The sequence below is a fragment of the Streptomyces sp. Root431 genome (genome assembly GCF_001426585.1).
GTDB classification, from domain to species: domain Bacteria; phylum Actinomycetota; class Actinomycetes; order Streptomycetales; family Streptomycetaceae; genus Streptomyces; species Streptomyces stackebrandtii.
The window spans coordinates 102413-117386 of the sequence record NZ_LMEI01000007.1; the positions used below are offsets into that span (position 1 = coordinate 102413).

At 70.7% G+C, this 14974-nt stretch carries 18 protein-coding genes; 15 read left to right on the forward strand and 3 right to left on the reverse strand.

What is annotated here, in order from left to right:
* The 9 genes from ASC82_RS07735 (at position 1) to ASC82_RS07775 (ending at position 6307) form a co-directional block, all read left to right on the forward strand.
* Entirely contained in the window at positions 1–372 is a 372-nt protein-coding gene (locus ASC82_RS07735; RefSeq protein ID WP_056643591.1) for a TadE family protein, read from the forward strand.
* Positions 369–755, forward strand: coding sequence for a TadE/TadG family type IV pilus assembly protein (locus ASC82_RS07740; RefSeq protein WP_056643593.1), 387 nt, complete (start codon positions 369–371; stop codon positions 753–755). The genes ASC82_RS07735 and ASC82_RS07740 overlap by 4 nt, the downstream gene beginning before the upstream one ends.
* Positions 752–2095, forward strand: coding sequence for a CpaF family protein (locus ASC82_RS07745; RefSeq protein ID WP_056643595.1), 1344 nt, complete (start codon positions 752–754; stop codon positions 2093–2095). The genes ASC82_RS07740 and ASC82_RS07745 overlap by 4 nt, the downstream gene beginning before the upstream one ends.
* 10 nt (positions 2096–2105) lie before the next feature.
* The gene (locus ASC82_RS07750) at positions 2106–3050 is read left to right on the forward strand and encodes a type II secretion system F family protein (RefSeq protein WP_056643597.1); all 945 of its coding nucleotides are present in this window, start codon (positions 2106–2108) and stop codon (positions 3048–3050) included.
* A gap of 18 nt (positions 3051–3068) precedes the next feature.
* Positions 3069–3956, forward strand: a complete 888-nt coding sequence (locus tag ASC82_RS07755; RefSeq protein ID WP_056643599.1) for a DUF5936 domain-containing protein — start codon at positions 3069–3071, stop codon at positions 3954–3956.
* Positions 3957–4234: 278 nt separating this feature from the next.
* Positions 4235–4447: a Flp family type IVb pilin gene (locus ASC82_RS07760; protein WP_242427606.1), complete on the forward strand. Its 213-nt coding sequence runs from the start codon at positions 4235–4237 to the stop codon at positions 4445–4447.
* Between the two features lie 8 nt (positions 4448–4455).
* Complete coding sequence (locus ASC82_RS07765) at positions 4456–5064, forward strand: pilus assembly protein TadG-related protein (protein ID WP_056643601.1); 609 nt, start codon at positions 4456–4458, stop codon at positions 5062–5064.
* Positions 5065–5095: 31 nt separating this feature from the next.
* Positions 5096–5668, forward strand: coding sequence for a hypothetical protein (locus tag ASC82_RS07770; RefSeq protein ID WP_056643603.1), 573 nt, complete (start codon positions 5096–5098; stop codon positions 5666–5668).
* Between the two features lie 9 nt (positions 5669–5677).
* Positions 5678–6307: an OmpA family protein gene (locus ASC82_RS07775; protein ID WP_056643605.1), complete on the forward strand. Its 630-nt coding sequence runs from the start codon at positions 5678–5680 to the stop codon at positions 6305–6307.
* Here the strand turns inward: ASC82_RS07775 and ASC82_RS07780 are convergent.
* Positions 6304–7239, reverse strand: a complete 936-nt coding sequence (locus ASC82_RS07780; RefSeq protein WP_056643607.1) for a hypothetical protein — start codon at positions 7237–7239, stop codon at positions 6304–6306. The two genes, ASC82_RS07775 and ASC82_RS07780, sit on opposite strands and share 4 nt — an antisense overlap.
* A 165-nt stretch (positions 7240–7404) precedes the next feature.
* Between ASC82_RS07780 and ASC82_RS07785 the strand changes: the two genes are divergently transcribed.
* Both ASC82_RS07785 and ASC82_RS07790 read left to right on the forward strand, forming a co-directional pair.
* Positions 7405–7767, forward strand: coding sequence for a hypothetical protein (locus ASC82_RS07785; protein ID WP_056643609.1), 363 nt, complete (start codon positions 7405–7407; stop codon positions 7765–7767).
* Between the two features lie 30 nt (positions 7768–7797).
* Positions 7798–8919 carry a mannosyltransferase family protein gene (locus tag ASC82_RS07790; RefSeq protein WP_056643611.1) on the forward strand — a complete coding sequence of 374 codons (1122 nt, stop codon included), beginning with the start codon at positions 7798–7800 and terminating at the stop codon, positions 8917–8919.
* Here the strand turns inward: ASC82_RS07790 and ASC82_RS07795 are convergent.
* Positions 8891–9262: a DUF192 domain-containing protein gene (locus ASC82_RS07795; protein WP_056643613.1), complete on the reverse strand. Its 372-nt coding sequence runs from the start codon at positions 9260–9262 to the stop codon at positions 8891–8893. The genes ASC82_RS07790 and ASC82_RS07795 overlap by 29 nt on opposite strands.
* A gap of 39 nt (positions 9263–9301) precedes the next feature.
* Here ASC82_RS07795 and ASC82_RS07800 point away from each other — a divergent pair, with 39 nt between their 5' ends.
* Positions 9302–10039 carry an A24 family peptidase gene (locus ASC82_RS07800; protein WP_056643615.1) on the forward strand — a complete coding sequence of 246 codons (738 nt, stop codon included), beginning with the start codon at positions 9302–9304 and terminating at the stop codon, positions 10037–10039.
* A 258-nt stretch (positions 10040–10297) separates the two neighbouring features.
* Here the strand turns inward: ASC82_RS07800 and mgrA are convergent, their stop codons facing one another.
* Positions 10298–11335: an L-glyceraldehyde 3-phosphate reductase gene (gene mgrA, locus ASC82_RS07805; RefSeq protein ID WP_024758665.1), complete on the reverse strand. Its 1038-nt coding sequence runs from the start codon at positions 11333–11335 to the stop codon at positions 10298–10300.
* Between the two features lie 127 nt (positions 11336–11462).
* Between mgrA and ASC82_RS07810 the strand changes: the two genes are divergently transcribed.
* The 3 genes from ASC82_RS07810 (at position 11463) to ASC82_RS07820 (ending at position 14970) form a co-directional block, all read left to right on the forward strand.
* Complete coding sequence (locus ASC82_RS07810) at positions 11463–12224, forward strand: isoprenyl transferase (RefSeq protein ID WP_056643618.1); 762 nt, start codon at positions 11463–11465, stop codon at positions 12222–12224.
* A 319-nt stretch (positions 12225–12543) separates the two neighbouring features.
* Positions 12544–13869, forward strand: a complete 1326-nt coding sequence (locus ASC82_RS07815; RefSeq protein WP_056643620.1) for a PhoH family protein — start codon at positions 12544–12546, stop codon at positions 13867–13869.
* Positions 13870–14229: 360 nt separating this feature from the next.
* The gene (locus ASC82_RS07820; RefSeq protein ID WP_199862496.1) at positions 14230–14970 is read left to right on the forward strand and encodes a transglycosylase SLT domain-containing protein; all 741 of its coding nucleotides are present in this window, start codon (positions 14230–14232) and stop codon (positions 14968–14970) included.
* Positions 14971–14974: the final 4 nt, after the last annotated feature.

Consider the following 14974-nt stretch of genomic DNA (forward strand, 5'->3'; position numbering starts at 1 on the left):
ATGCGGGCGGCCTACCGGGACGACGACAGAGGACAGGTGGCGATCGAGTTCCTCGGCATGGTGCCGCTGATCCTGATCACGCTGGCGCTGCTGTGGCAGGTCGTTCTGGTGGGGTACACGTACACGCTGGCCGCCAATGCGGCGGACGAGGGGGCGCGGGCGGAGGCCGTCGGCGGTGACTGCGCGGGCGCCGCAGTCCGGCACCTGGACGGGGCCTGGGCGGGCAGCGCCGAGCCGAGCTGCTCGACGAGCGGCGGCATGGCGACCGCGGTGGTCAGCGTCGAGGTCCCCGTCCTGTTCCCGGGCGTAGGCGGCCTCTTCCGCGTGGACGCCACGGCGGGCGCGGTCTCGGAGGAGGGCCTCAAGCCATGAGGAAACACCTCCGCGAGCGGGCGCGCGACCGAGGTCAGGCCGCCATCGAGTACCTCGGCTTCCTCCCGATCCTGCTCATTGTCGGGCTCGCGGGCCTTCAGCTCGGCATCGCCGCGTACGCCGCCCAGCAGGCGGGCACGGCGGCCCGTGCCGCCGCGCGGGCGGCGACCACCGACGAAGAGAACGCGCCGGACTGCGAGACGGCGGGTCACGCGGCCGTGAGCAGCTGGGTCGACCCCGCGATCGGAGGTTGCGAGGGGGGAGGCGAGGCGGCCGTGATCACCGTCCGCGTCGAGATCCCCAGCGTCCTCCCCTTCTGGGAATTCGACCCGATCGTCAAGACCGCCACCATGCCCAAGCCACAGGACCAGGAGGGGCCATGAGCCTGCGTGCCCGGATCAACGCCCCCGAGGACAAGGGCGCCGGAGCCGGCCGGGAGGACGGTCACCTCGTCGCCGCCTTCCGCGCCAAGCTCCTGGAGGAGATCGACCTCACCGAGATGTCCGCGCTCGCGGCCGCCGAACGGCGCGCCCGCCTGGAGCGCGTCCTCGGCCACATCATCAGCCGCGAGGGCCCGGTCCTCTCCACGGCCGAGCGGGGCCAGCTCATCCGCCGCGTGGTCGACGAGGCCCTCGGGCTCGGCGTCCTCGAACCGCTCCTCGAAGACGCCTCGATCACCGAAATCATGGTCAACGGCCCTGACCAGATTTTCATCGAGCGCGCCGGCCGCGTCGAGCTGCTCCCGCTCCGCTTCGCCTCCCACGACCAGCTGATGCAGACCATCGAGCGGATCGTCTCGACCGTCAACCGCCGCGTCGACGAGTCGAACCCCATGGTCGACGCCCGGCTCCCGTCCGGCGAGCGCGTCAACGTCATCATCCCGCCGCTCTCCCTCACCGGGGCGACGCTCACCATCCGCCGCTTCCCCCGCGCGTACACGCTCCACGAGATGATCGGCCTCGGCTCGCTCGACGAGCAGATGCTGCTCCTGCTCTCCGGGCTCGTGCAGGCCAAGTTCAACCTGATCGTCTCCGGCGCCACCGGCACCGGGAAGACGACCCTCCTCAACGCCCTCTCCGGCCTCGTCCCGGAGGGCGAGCGGATCATCACCATCGAGGACTCGGCGGAGCTCCAGCTCCAGCAGGCCCACGTCATCCGCCTCGAAGCCCGCCCGCCGAACATCGAGGGCCGCGGAGCCATCTCCATCCGCGACCTCGTCCGCAACTCCCTCCGCATGCGCCCCGACCGGATCATCGTCGGTGAGGTCCGCGGCGGCGAGACCCTCGACATGCTCCAGGCGATGTCCACCGGCCACGACGGCTCGCTCGCCACCGTCCACGCCAACTCGGCCGAGGACGCCCTGATGCGGCTCCAGACGCTCGCCTCGATGTCCGAGGTGAAAGTGCCCTTCGAGGCGCTCCGCGACCAGATCAACAGCGCCGTCGACGTCCTCGTCCAGCTGACCCGGCACCCGGACGGCACGCGCCGGATCACCGAGATCGCCGTCCTCGCCTCCCACGGGCGCGAGCGCTTCCTGCTCGCCACGATCTGCCGCTTCCAGGCGCAGCCGGTCGCCGCCGACGGCCGGGTGTACGGACAGTTCACGTACCACCCGCTGCCCCGGCGGGTCGCCGAGCGCCTCTACATGGCAGGCCAGCCCATCCCGCAGGCATTCGGCGTGGCCGCGACCGACGCGGGGCTCGCCACCCGCGAAGCGAACTAGGAGCGAGGGCATGCTGACCGACCCCTTCTGGCTGACGATCGGCGTGGCGCTGCTCTGCTGCGTCCTCGCCGTCACGGGCGTCCAGGTGTACGCGAGCGGGGCCCGCCGCCACGCGGCGCTCGTCGCCCGGCTCGACGAGACGGGCGAGCCCGAGACGACCGGCCGCCGTCGGCGCCACTTCCGGGGCATCGACCGCCGCGTGCGCCGGACGTCCCTCGGCCGGAAGCTGGAGCTGCGGATCGCGGCGACCGGACTCGACGTCACACCGGGCGAGTTCACGGTGGCGCTCACGGTGACGGTGGCCGTCCTGTGGGCGGTCGGGCAGTCGGCGCTCTCCCCGTTCTTCGGCCCGATCTGCGGACTCCTCGGGGTATGGGTGGCCCTCGGCTACCTCAACTGGCAACGCCAGAAGCGCATCGAGAAGTTCATCAACCAACTCCCCGAACTCTCCCGCATCCTGGCCAACGCCACGCAGGCCGGACTCGCCCTGCGCATGGCGCTCAGCCTCGCCGCCGACGAGCTGGAGTCCCCGGCCGGCGACGAACTGGAGAAGGTAGCCCAGCAGTTGGCCGTCGGCACCTCCCTCGACGACGCCCTCGGCGAGCTCGCCGAACGGCTCCCCTCCCGCGAGCTCGTCGTCCTCGTCACCACGCTCGTCCTCGCCAACCGGGCGGGCGGCACCGTCGTCTCCTCCCTCCGGAACCTCACCGAGACCCTGGAGGAACGGAAGGAGACCCGGCGCGAGGTCCGCACCCAGCTCTCCCAGGTGAGCATGACCGCGTACTCCGTCCCCGTCATCGGCGTCGGCTCCCTCCTGCTCATCGACAACATGCAACCCGGCGCACTCGACCGCATGACCAGCTCGACCGTCGGACAGTTCGCGGTGATCGCCGCCACCGCTCTGTACGTGGTCGGCTTCGCCGCCATCCGCCGCTTCTCGAAGATCGACGTATAGGGAAGGGCGCCGCGCTTCATGGACCTCCTCCTCGCCCTCCTCGCGGGCCTCTCCATCACCGGCATCGCCTACGGCCTGCGCCTCTACCGCGCAGACGCCCGCCTCCCCGACGACCTCAAGCTCGCCCTGGAAGTCGGCGCCACCCGTACCGGTGCGGTCGACTCCGCCGTCGACCGCCTCGGCATGCGGTACTCGCCCGCCGTACTGCGCCTCATGGGCCCGAAACGGGTCAGCGCCGTACGCCGCCGCATCGACCTCGCGGGAAACCCCGGCGGCCTGACGATCGACCGATACGGGGCGAGGCGCGCGGTCTACGGATTCCTCGGCATCCTCGGCGGCCTACTGATGCTGGCCAGGGGGTCGGTCCTGGTCGCACTCCTCCTCTTCGCCTTCGGCGCGTTCTGGACCGAGGTCGGCATCTGGTCGGCCGTCCGCATCCGCAAGGACCAGATCGAACGCACCCTGCCCGACTTCCTCGACGTCCTCGCCGTCGTGGTCAGCGCCGGCCTCGGCTTCCGGCAGGCCCTGGAGCGGGTCGCGGAACAGTACGCGGGCCCGTGGTCCGACGAACTCCGCATCACCCTCCGCCAGATGGACATGGGCGTCAGCCGCCGCCAGGCCTTCGACGAACTGCGCCGCCGCAACGACTCGGAGCAGGTGGCGCAGTTCGTGACGGCGCTCCAGCAGGGGGAGGAGCTCGGCGCCCCGATCGTCGACACCCTCATCCAGATCGCCAACGACATGCGACGGACCGACGCCCAGAACGCCCGCCGCAAGGCGGCCAAGGCTGTCCCGAAGGCCACCATGGTCATCACGACCCTGATGGTCCCGGCGACGATGATCCTCCTCGGCGCGGGCCTCTTCCTGGGCACGGGAACCGACTTCGGCTCGGTCACGGGCGAATGAGCCGGCGACGAGGCGGGACTGTCTCAATCCTGCCGAAGATTGACGATCCCGCTTCGCGGACGCAACCGCATGTGACAGAGTGCGGACTGGGTGTGAGAGGGGTGGGAGTGATGGACCCGAACAACCGGCAGGTCACAGCGACTTACCGCGACCGCGTCTGCGCCGACCCCCCAACCCGATGACCAGGGCCCACAGACGGGCCCACGGGCCCGGTGAGCCGACACGACCACCGGCCTACCGCGCCGGTGCGCAGGCGTCTGAACGCGGAGGGGACCACGATGAACGACGCGATGCTGAAGGCCATGACCAAGGCCAAGGTGCGGGCATGGAGCTGGACGGCAAGGTCTTCGAGGGACCGCGGGCAGACGGCGGTGGAGTACTTGGGGATCATTGTGGTGGTGGTGGCGATCGTCGTGGCGATCACCGGCACGGACATCGGCAGCTCGATCAAGAACGCCATCACGCAGAAGATTGCCGACCTGACGAAGTAGCCGGGTGCATGCGGCGAGGCGATGAGGGGCAGGCGTTCCCTGTCTATATCGCAGTCGTAGGAGGCCTGCTGTTCCTTGCGTTCGCCTACTTCGCGGTGGGCCAGGCAGCATTCACTCGGAACGGTGCCCAGACTGCGGCCGATGCGGCAGCCCTAGCGGCTGCTCAAGATGCTCGGGAGCAGCTACGGGAGGGTTGGGTCGAGGTGATCCGCGACCCCGGGCAGTGGGGTGGGTTCCTCGACGGACTGGACTACGACAGTGATGCTGCGTGTGATCAGGCGGCGGAGTTCGCGGCCCTGAACGGTGCCGCATTCTCCGGAGACGCCTGTGTGCCCCTCGGCTCAGGAGGTTTCCGTGTGACGGTGCGTACGAACGGCACGGAGTCGCATCCTGCAACGGCCTCTGCTTCAGCAGTTATAGAACCACTCTGCGAGTTCAAGCCGGAGCCCGCCTCGGAGCCGCCCACCTCCACGCCGACGCCACCCGGCGAGGGTGAAGAGGAGGAAGAGAGTCCGATCGTTGGGCTCGTGTGCGACGGGGTTGCTTGGGAGATCGACCCGGAGAAGCCGACCCTGCCGGGAGCCGTCGATCTCTTCACGGTCCGACTGTCCGAATGACCTGCGACGACGAGTAAAGGAAGGGCGCTTCATGAACGTTCTGTACGCACGCAGGGGATTGGCTTCCCTCGCAGCTGCGGCGGTGGCTCTCCTCGTAGCAGGCTGCGGGGCCGAGGAGAAGCCGAAGGCGGACAAGCCAGCCGCGACCACCACTGCCGCCCAGACGACGCAAGCGGAGCAAGGGAAGCCGAGCGCGGAGGTGCCGACCGAGACGCTGGCTGTCCTCAAGGGGCAGAAGGGTTTGGAACTTTCGATCAATTCTGCGCAACGTGACGCGGGTGGATTCCTGACGATCAAGGGCCAGTTGAAGAACACCTCGGATTCTGCTGTTGCGCTTCCTTCTCAGATGAGGGGCGACGAGAACGAGGTCGTGAAGCACGGCAACTCTCTGGGTGGTGCAACGCTCATAGATTCTGCCGGCAAGAAGAGGTACTACGTTCTGCGGGACACGGACGGACGACCGCTGACCACCACGGCGCTCGATATCTTCTCGGCAGGGGAGACCGCCGAGGTCTTCATGCAATTCCCCGCACCCCCCGCCTCCACCCCCGAAGTCTCCTTCCAGCTCCCCACCTTCGAACCCGCCACCCTCAAACTCTCCTGAGGCGACGCCATGACGACGACGAACCGCCGCCTGGCCGCCCTGGCCCTCGTCTCCGTGGCCATGTGGCCGCTGACCGTGCCCACCGCGCACGCCGACGATCCGCCCGGGTCCGCCGGCAGCGCTTCCCCGCCACCCGCCATCGATGCCAACGCGCCCGGCCTCATGCTTCCCGACGGGGCCACCCTCGCGCCCGCCAAGGTGCTCGACATCAAGCAGATCGTCGAGGAGGAGGGCGGTGCGGAGCGGCGGCAGGACACCAATGTGGACGTGACCTTCGCGCTTCAGGCCGAGGTCCTGTTCCCGAAGAACAGCGCCAAGCTGAGCCCCGCCGCCAGCTCCCGTATCGCCGCGATCGCCGCCGAGGTCAACAAGCTCGGTTCCGGTCGGGTCCGGGTGTTCGGGTTCACCGACAACCTGGGGACGTACGAGCACGGGCTCAAGCTGTCGAAGCAGCGGGCCGTCGCCGTGCAGCAGGTGCTCGCGCGGGCGCTCGACCCGGGGACGGCCTTCGATGTCCGGGGGTACAGCGAGGACTATCCGATCGCCGACAACGCCACCGAGGAAGGCCGCAAGAAGAACCGGCGCGTCGAGGTCTCCTTCCCGCGGACGACGGCACCGGTGCCGGCCCCCGCGCCTTAGGGCGCGAGCGACTCCAAGGCCGTCCGGATCGTCGCCGTCATGCGGTCCGGGGCCGCGAAGACCCCCCTCGCCGTGAAGCGCAGGACCCGGCGGACCTCCGGGCAGGACTGGAGCGCGTTGAAGCGGGCGATGTCCCGTTCGTGGGCCCGGCGTGTGCCGTGGAAGGCGTAGCCCTCCACCTCCACCGCCAGGCCCGCCTCGCGGAAGAGGAAGTCGGGGCGCAGGGTCCGGCCCCCGGCCGTCCGGAGCGGCGGCTGGGATTCCGGGAAGAGGTCGGCGTCCCGCATCCGGAGCCGGGCCACCGACTCCGCCGGGGAGCCCGAGGCCGCTTCGGTCAGCGGCAGCCAGGCGCGGGCGCGGGGGCCGCCGGGTCTCGGTGCGGCCAGTTCGGCGGCCAGCTCCTCGTACCGGACGAGCGCCTCGCGCCGTACGCCCCCGACGGCCCTCCGCGCCAGCGCCGAGTCCGCCGCGACGACCGCCTCCTCGCGGCTGCCGCAGCTCCGTATGAGGTCGCCGACCGTCCGGGCCGGGGTGGTCACGCGAAGCCCACGCCGTACCGACCGGTCCCCGGCCGTGAGGGAGGACGTGGCGTGGACCCGTATCCGGTTCCGGGCGTCGTGGGTCGAGCGGGACGACGCCGGGGCCGTGAAGTCCAGGGAGCCGGGGTCGACGGTCCCGTCCAGCAGTTCGATGCGGTGCAGCCGCGCCGCCGTCCCGTGGCTGCACACCAGCTCCGGGCGCAGGAACTGAAGGGCCGTCGCCCGCACCCGCCAGTCCACGTCCTTGCCCGGGACCGCCCACGCGCCCCGGCAGATCCCCTGCCATCCGTCCCGGCGCAGGCGGCCGGCCAGCCGGCCCCGGGACCAGCCCGCCGCGACCGCCCAGACCGTGAGGAGTACCCCGCCCCTCGCGAGGATCGCCAACTCGTACATACGCCCAACGATCCACGGAAGAGGGACACTTCGCACCCCCTGTGGAAAACCCGACGAAAGTCGTCGTCAGGAAAGTGCAAAAGTGACGGGACGTATGCGCCGAGCAGGAGCATTCTGGAGCGGAGTACCCGAACACCGCAGGGACCTTTCCGAATAGGGCTGCTGATGACGTCGACGCCGAGTGTCCAGCTGGTCAGTGATCTCGTCACCCGGATTCCCGAGTTCCGGGGCGTGTACGAGACCCATGTCTTCACGCAGGGCGGTGTCCTGCCGCACGTCTTCTTCTGGGACGTCGTCCAGGGCACCGTCCGCTCCTTCCTCGGCGAGGACCCGGCCGCCGCCGACTGGCGCCGCACGCTCGACTTCCTGGAGGAGCAGTGCTGTCGCGGTGTCATCGGCATCGACGAGGTCATCGTGACCTCGTTCCTCGGCGACCTGCCCTCCCCGCAGGAGCCCGGTCACGCCATCGTCGACCAGCTCGGTCCCGTCCTGTCGGCGAAGTTCGTGCGGATAAGGCCCCTCGGCTGAGCGCGGTGACCGCCCCGGGATAATCGGCGCATGCCCCCGCCCGACCGTCCCCGCAGGCTCACGCACCTCAGCCGTCCCGCCGTCATCGCCCTCGGCGGTTACGCCCTCACCCGCCTCATCGGCCTCGCCGTCCTCGCGATCGCCGCCGCCGCTACCGGCAAGGACGGGCTGCACCGCCTCAAGGGCCGCTGGGACTCCGTCTGGTATGTCCGCGTCGCCGAGCACGGATACGGGTACGAGGTCACCCTGCCGAACGGCGACGTCCACTCCGACCTGGCCTTCTTCCCCCTCCTCCCCGCCCTGGAGCGGGGCCTGTCCGCCGTCCTCCCGATCGACGCGGCGACCGCCGGGCTCGCCGTCTCCTGGACGGCCGGCCTCGCCGCCGCTGTGGGCATCTACAAATGCGGCGCCCACGTCGCGGGGGAACGCACCGGGATCCTGCTCGCGGTCCTCTGGGGCGTGTACCCGACCGCGTTCGTGCAGTCGATGGCGTATACCGAGACGCTTTTCACCGCTCTCGCCGCCTGGTCCCTCTACGCCGTGCTGCGCGGGCGGTGGATCCTGGCCGGCGCCCTCTGCGCCGTCGCCGGGCTCACCCGGCCCACGGCCGTGGCGCTGATCGCCGCCCTCGGGATCACCGCCCTCGTCACCCTCGTACGGGATCGGAGGCTGCCCCTCCGGACGGTGGCGGGCGTGCTGCTCGCGCCGCTGGGCTGGCTCGCGTACATCGCCTACGTCGGGGTCCGCGAGCAGAGCCCCACCGCCTACTTCGACGTCCAGGCCGCCTGGGGCAACTCCATCGACGGCGGTGTCGCCCTCGCCCGCTTCATCGCCGGGCTGCCCTGGCCCGCCGCCCTCGGCCTGTGCGCCGCGCTCGCGCTCCTCGGCTGGCTCGTCGCCCTCTGCGTACGGCAGAAGCAGCCGCTGCCCCTGCTCGTCTACACGATCGGCGTCGTCTTCGTCTCCCTCGTCGGCGCCGCCTACTTCGGCTCCCGGCCGCGCCTGATGATGCCCGCGTTCGGCCTGCTCCTGCCGCCCGCCGTGGCCCTCGCGCGGCTCAGGACGCGCACCGCCCTGCCCGTTCTCTCCGGACTCGCGCTCGCCTCCGCCGCCTACGGGGCCTTCACCCTGCTCGGCTCGGGCCCGCCGTGACCTGCACCTGCACCGAGGCGCCCGGCCGCAGCCCCCACCCGGCCATCGCGCCCGCCTCCGCCTCCAGGACGTGCCGGCCGCGCGGCCTGACCATGCCGAGGCGCCCCGGCCGCATCGTCACCACGGACAGGACCCGCAGCTCCCGGTCCAGGTAGGCCACGTCGATCGCGAACCGCATGCCGAAGGTGTGCACGCTGTTCGTCGGCGTGATCAGCATCGCCCCCGCGATCCCGTCCCGGCCGAGCAGCCCTCGCCGCCGCGCCCGGTACGACGCCGCCACCTCCAGCGGAACCTCCCGGGCCGCCACCGTCAGCGTCCCCGTTCCGTCCGTCCATTTCCCCATGCGCCAGACCGTAGCCGTACCGCGTCCTAGGGTCGGTCCGTGTACGTCACGCTGATCGCCGTCGCCGCCCTGTGGGGGCTCGCCGCCGGGCTGTTCGTCCCGCGCGCCGCGTACCGGCTCGCCGTCCCGGCCGAGGAGCCGTGGCGGGACCGCTGCCCCGCCGGGCACCCGCTCGCCGGGCCCGCGCGCGGCTGGCTGGGCGGGCCCGGGCGGCAGGACTGCGCGACCACCCCCGCCCCGCTCGCCGCGCCGCTCCTCACCGCCCTCGCCTGCGCCGCGCTCGCCGCCGCCACCGGCGGGCCCCGGCCCGAGCTGGCGGTCTGGCTGCTCGCCGCGCCCTTCGCCGTCCTCCTCGCCTGCGTCGACGCCCGCGTCCACCGGCTCCCGGACGGGCTCACGCTGCCGCTCGCCGCCACCGTCCCGCTGCTCCTCGGCGGCGCCGAACTCCTGCCGTACGACGCGGGCTCCTGGCTCCACGCCGTCCTCGGCGCGCTCGCCCTCGGCGGGGCCTATCTGGTGCTCTTCCTGATCAACCCGGCCGGTCTCGGCTTCGGCGACGTCAAACTGGCGCTTCCGCTGGGCGCCGCCCTCGGCTGGTACGGCTGGGGCGTCCTGTTCGCCGGAGCCTTCGCCGGCTTCCTCCTCGGGGCCGTATACGGCCTCGGGCTCGTCCTGCTGCGCCGCGCGGGCCGCTCCTCGGCGATCCCCTTCGGCCCGTTCATGCTGGTGGGAGCCTTGCTGGGGCTCCTGCTCGGCGCGTTCACCGCGCTCCCGTGACGGGCCTTCCCGTCAACGCCGCGCCTCTGCCGGCCGGTCCCCCTTGGGAGGGACGGAACTCCGCCGCCACGCCGGGGCGCAAACCCGCCACAGGGCCCCACAGCCCTTGTCCCGCCCGGGATCCGGCGAATCCCGGGCGGTGAGTTCCGTGCACGTGGCGCGCAGGACGACTATCGAAGGGTTATGGTGGAAACCCCCCCTCGGGCCGGTCCGTATCCCCCCCACGGACCGGCCCGTTTTTTCTTCCCTCGCGGGGTGTCAGCCCCGGCCGGCCCAGATGTTCGTGCCGTCGGTGTCGACCGCGAACGAGTCGATCTCCTTGAGCTCCTCGGCGGTCAGCGGCGAGGCCGCGAGCGCGGCCACGTTCTCCTCCAGCTGGGCGACGCTGGACGCGCCGATCAGCGCCGAGGTCATCCGCTCGTCGCGCAGCACCCACGACAGCGCCAGCTGCGCCAGCGACTGCCCGCGCCGCTCCGCGATCTCCGCGAGACCGCGCAGGCGCCGCAGCACCTCGTCCGAGAGCAGGTTCGGGTCGAGGGACTTGCCCTGGGTGGCCCGCGAGCCCTCCGGGATGCCCTTCAGGTACTTGTTGGTGAGCAGGCCCTGCGCCAGCGGCACGAAGGAGATGCAGCCCATGCCGGCCGCCTCCAGCGTGTCGAGGAGGCCGTCCTCCTCGGTCCAGCGGTTGATCATCGAGTAGGAGGGCTGGTGGATGAGGGCGGGGACGCCCATCTCCTTGAGGATCCCGGCGGCCTCGGCGGTCTGCTCGCTGTTGTACGAGGAGACGCCGACGTACAGCGCCTTGCCCTGCTGCACGGCGGAGGCCAGGGCCCCCATCGTCTCCTCCAGCGGGGTGTGCGGGTCGAAGCGGTGCGAGTAGAAGATGTCGACGTAGTCGAGGCCCATCCGCTTCAGGGAGGCGTCGAGCGAGGACAGCAGGTACTTGCGGGAGCCCCACTCGCCGTACGGGCCGGGGTGCATCTCGTAGCCGGCCTTGGTCGAGATGATCAGCTCGTCGCGGTAGGGCGCGAAGTCCTGGGCGAAGAGCTTGCCGAAGTTCAGCTCGGCGGAGCCGGGCGGCGGCCCGTAGTTGTTCGCCAGGTCGAAGTGGGTGACGCCGAGGTCGAAGGCGCGGCGCAGGATCGCGCGCTGCGTGTCGAGGGCGCGGTCGTCGCCGAAGTTGTGCCAGAGGCCGAGGGAGACCGCCGGGAGCTTGAGGCCGCTGCGGCCCGTGCGACGGTACTCCATGGTGTCGTAGCGGTCCGCGGAGGCGCGGTACAGGGGGGAATCAGTCACGTATCTCTGCTTATCACGGACTTGTGACAGTCCCGGGCTGGGAGCCTGTCGCCCGTGCGCAGTAGTGTGGCGGCTTGCGGACCGCCGCTGCCGGGCGGACCGCCGCTGCATGGAGAGGTAAAGAACGGTGAACCTGCGCGACCTGGTGTACGGGCTCTACGCACGCCGGGTGGAAGGCCGCCTCGACCATGACCAGGTGCCCAAGCACATCGGGGTCATCCTCGACGGGAACCGGCGCTGGGCCAAGGCGTCCGGCGGGACCCCCGAGCAGGGGCACAAGGCGGGCGCGGACAAGATCCAGGAGCTGCTCGGCTGGTGCGCCGAGACCGACGTCGAGGTCGTCACGCTCTGGATGCTGTCCACGGACAACCTGAACCGGCCCGAGGAGCAGCTGATCCCGCTGCTCGGCATCATCGAGAACGCCGTGCGCGCGCTCGCCGCCGACGGCCGCTGGCGGGTCAACCACGTCGGCACGATGGACCTGCTGCCCGCCCGTACCCAGTCGGTGCTGAAGGAGGCCGAGCAGGCCACCCACGCCAACGCCGGGATACTGGTGAACGTGGCGGTGGGGTACGGCGGCCGGCAGGAGATCGCGGACGCGGTCCGCTCGCTGCTCCTGGAACACGCGGAGCGGGGGACGAGCTTCGAGGAGCTCGCCGAGATCGTCGACGTCGAGCACATCTCGGAGCACCTGTACACGCGCGGCCAGCCCGACCCGGACCTCGTGATCCGTACGAGCGGCGAGCAGCGGCTGTCCGGCTTCATGCTGTGGCAGAGCGCCCATTCCGAGTACTACTTCTGCGAGGTCCACTGGCCGGCCTTCCGCAAGGTCGACTTCCTGCGGGCGCTGCGCGACTACGCGGCCCGGCACCGGCGCTACGGCACCTGAACCGGGGCACCCGAACCCCTCTGTCAAACGTAGGACACATCCTCTCGGAATCGATCACCTCGTGTTCACGAACACGTCGTCATATGCCATGGCATGGCACGGCTGGTTCTAGGGCATATCCCTGGTGAAGTGAGCGGCACGGAGACCGCCACCCGGGAGGCCCCTTGCACCAGGACGACCGTGCGGGACACGTACGGGAGAAGCGGAGGGCCGTGGTTCGGCCCGTGCATCGCGGCCTGAGCCCGGTCCCATTCCGTAGCGACACCGGTTCCGTCGCGCCCCGACCTCACAGGGGTCTTCAGAGGGGGTCTGTCCTTCCGTGGTGACCAGCACGAAGCGCCGCCTTAACGACCGGCGCACCTATGTTCTCGACACCAGCGTCCTGCTGGCCGACCCCAACGCCGTGTCCCGGTTCGACGAGCACGAAGTGGTGCTCCCGATCGTCGTGGTCACCGAGTTGGAGGCCAAGCGGCACCACCCCGAGCTCGGGTACTTCGCCCGGCAGGCCCTGCGCCTGCTGGACGACTTCCGGGTCAGGTTCGGACGCCTCGACGCCCCTCTCCCCGTCGGGGAGCTGGGCGGCACCCTGCGTGTCGAACTCAACCATTCCGACCCCGGCATCCTGCCCGCCGGCTACAGGTTGGGGGACAACGACTCACGGATCCTCGCGGTCGCGCGCAACCTCCAGGCGGAGGGGTACGACGTCACGGTCGTCTCCAAGGACCTGCCGCTGCGCATCAAGGCCTCCTCGGTCGGTCTCCTCGCCGAGGAGTACCGCGCCGAGCTCGCCATCACGGACGCCAACGGCTGGACCGGGATGTCCGAGCTCGCCCTCTCCGGCGAGCAGGTGGACCTGCTCTTCGAGCAGAGCACGCTGTACGTCCCGGAGGCCGCCGAGCTCCCGGTCCACACGGGTCTGGTGCTCCAGTCCGAGCGCGGCAAGGCGCTCGGCCGGGTCACCCCCGAGGGGAACGTCCGGCTGGTCCGCGGCGACCGGGAGGCCTTCGGGCTCCACGGCCGCAGCGCCGAGCAGCGGATCGCGCTCGATCTGCTCCTCGACCCGGACGTCGGCATCATCTCGATGGGCGGCCGGGCCGGCACCGGCAAGTCCGCGCTCGCGCTCTGCGCGGGCCTGGAGGCGGTCCTGGAGCGCCGTCAGCACCAGAAGGTGATGGTCTTCCGTCCGCTGTACGCGGTCGGCGGCCAGGAGCTCGGCTACCTGCCGGGCAGCGAGGCGGAGAAGATGAGCCCCTGGGCTCAGGCGGTCTTCGACACGCTGTCCTCGGTCGCGAGCCGCGAGGTCATCGAGGAGGTGCTCGGGCGCGGAATGCTGGAGGTCCTGCCGCTCACCCACATCCGGGGCCGCTCCCTCCACGACGCCTTCGTCATCGTGGACGAGGCCCAGTCCCTGGAGCGGAACGTCCTGTTGACCGTTCTGTCCCGGATCGGGGCGAATTCGCGGGTCGTCCTGACCCATGACGTCGCCCAGCGCGACAACCTCCGGGTGGGCCGGTACGACGGAGTCGTCGCCGTGGTCGAGAAACTGAAGGGGCATCCGCTGTTCGCCCACGTCACGCTCAACCGCTCCGAGCGCTCGCCGATCGCCGCGCTCGTGACCGAGATGCTGGAGGACGGTCAGATCTGACCCGATTGGTACGCGTTCGTACGCGTACGGAAGTTGGCGCCGCCCGGCAAAGCGCAGGAGCTTAGCCGGGCGGCGCCCCTGTGTCCGCTGTATCTCCCAAAACACCTGCGTCCACCGAGGTGTGACCTTTCACACGCAGGACGGAATTGCCTTGCGGTGTCGCCGTCCGGCAAAGTCTTGCTTCCGTCAGGCCCCGCATACGGCACACGTGCACCTTCAGAGGTGCGCAACCACGTACAACTCAACAGCCGTCAGCCGTATGCCGCCCACAGCACCACGGGCCCGTGTCTTCAGTGACCCAGTACGTCGGAGACCAGCGCCAGGGGCACGATTTCGCCCGCGTGGTCACCTGTGCGAGCGATGCTGGAAGGAAACCGTGTGAGCCGGATCTCGGTCCGGGGATTCGCGGTGGCTTCGGCCACTGCGGTCACCACCGTCGGCGCCGTCGTCGGCGTTGCCTCGGGCAACGTCGCGCAGGCTTCGGATGACAACTTCGAGGCCACCGCGGCCGACACCACGCTGCTTGCGGACATCCCCGCGGGCGAGCAGGCGCAGGTCCAGGTCTCCTCGCTCTCGGAGCAGGCCGACGTCCAGGCCGCGGCCGCCGACGCCACCGCGAAGAAGACCGCGGAGGAGAACGCCCGGCTCCGTGCCGCCAAGGACGCCGAGGCCAAGAAGGAGGCAGCCGACAAGGCCGCCGCCGAGGCCAAGGCCGAGGAGGAGCGCAAGGAGCGCGAGAAGGAAGAGGCCGAACGCGCCAGCCGTTCCGCGGTACGCGACGCCTCCAGCTTCTCCGCCCAGGGCTCGTACTCCGTCGCCGAGGTCAAGGCGATGGCCCGCCAGATGATCCCGGCCTCGCAGTTCCAGTGCTTCAGCAACATCGTGAACCACGAGTCCACCTGGAACTACCGCGCGGTCAACCCGTCTTCGGGTGCCTACGGTCTCGTGCAGGCGCTGCCGGGCAGCAAGATGTCCTCGGCCGGTGCCGACTGGCAGACCAACCCCGCCACCCAGATCAAGTGGGGCCTCAACTACATGGACAGCCGCTACGGCAGCCCGTGTGGCGCCTGGTCGTTCTGGCAGGCCAACCGCTGGTACTAGTACC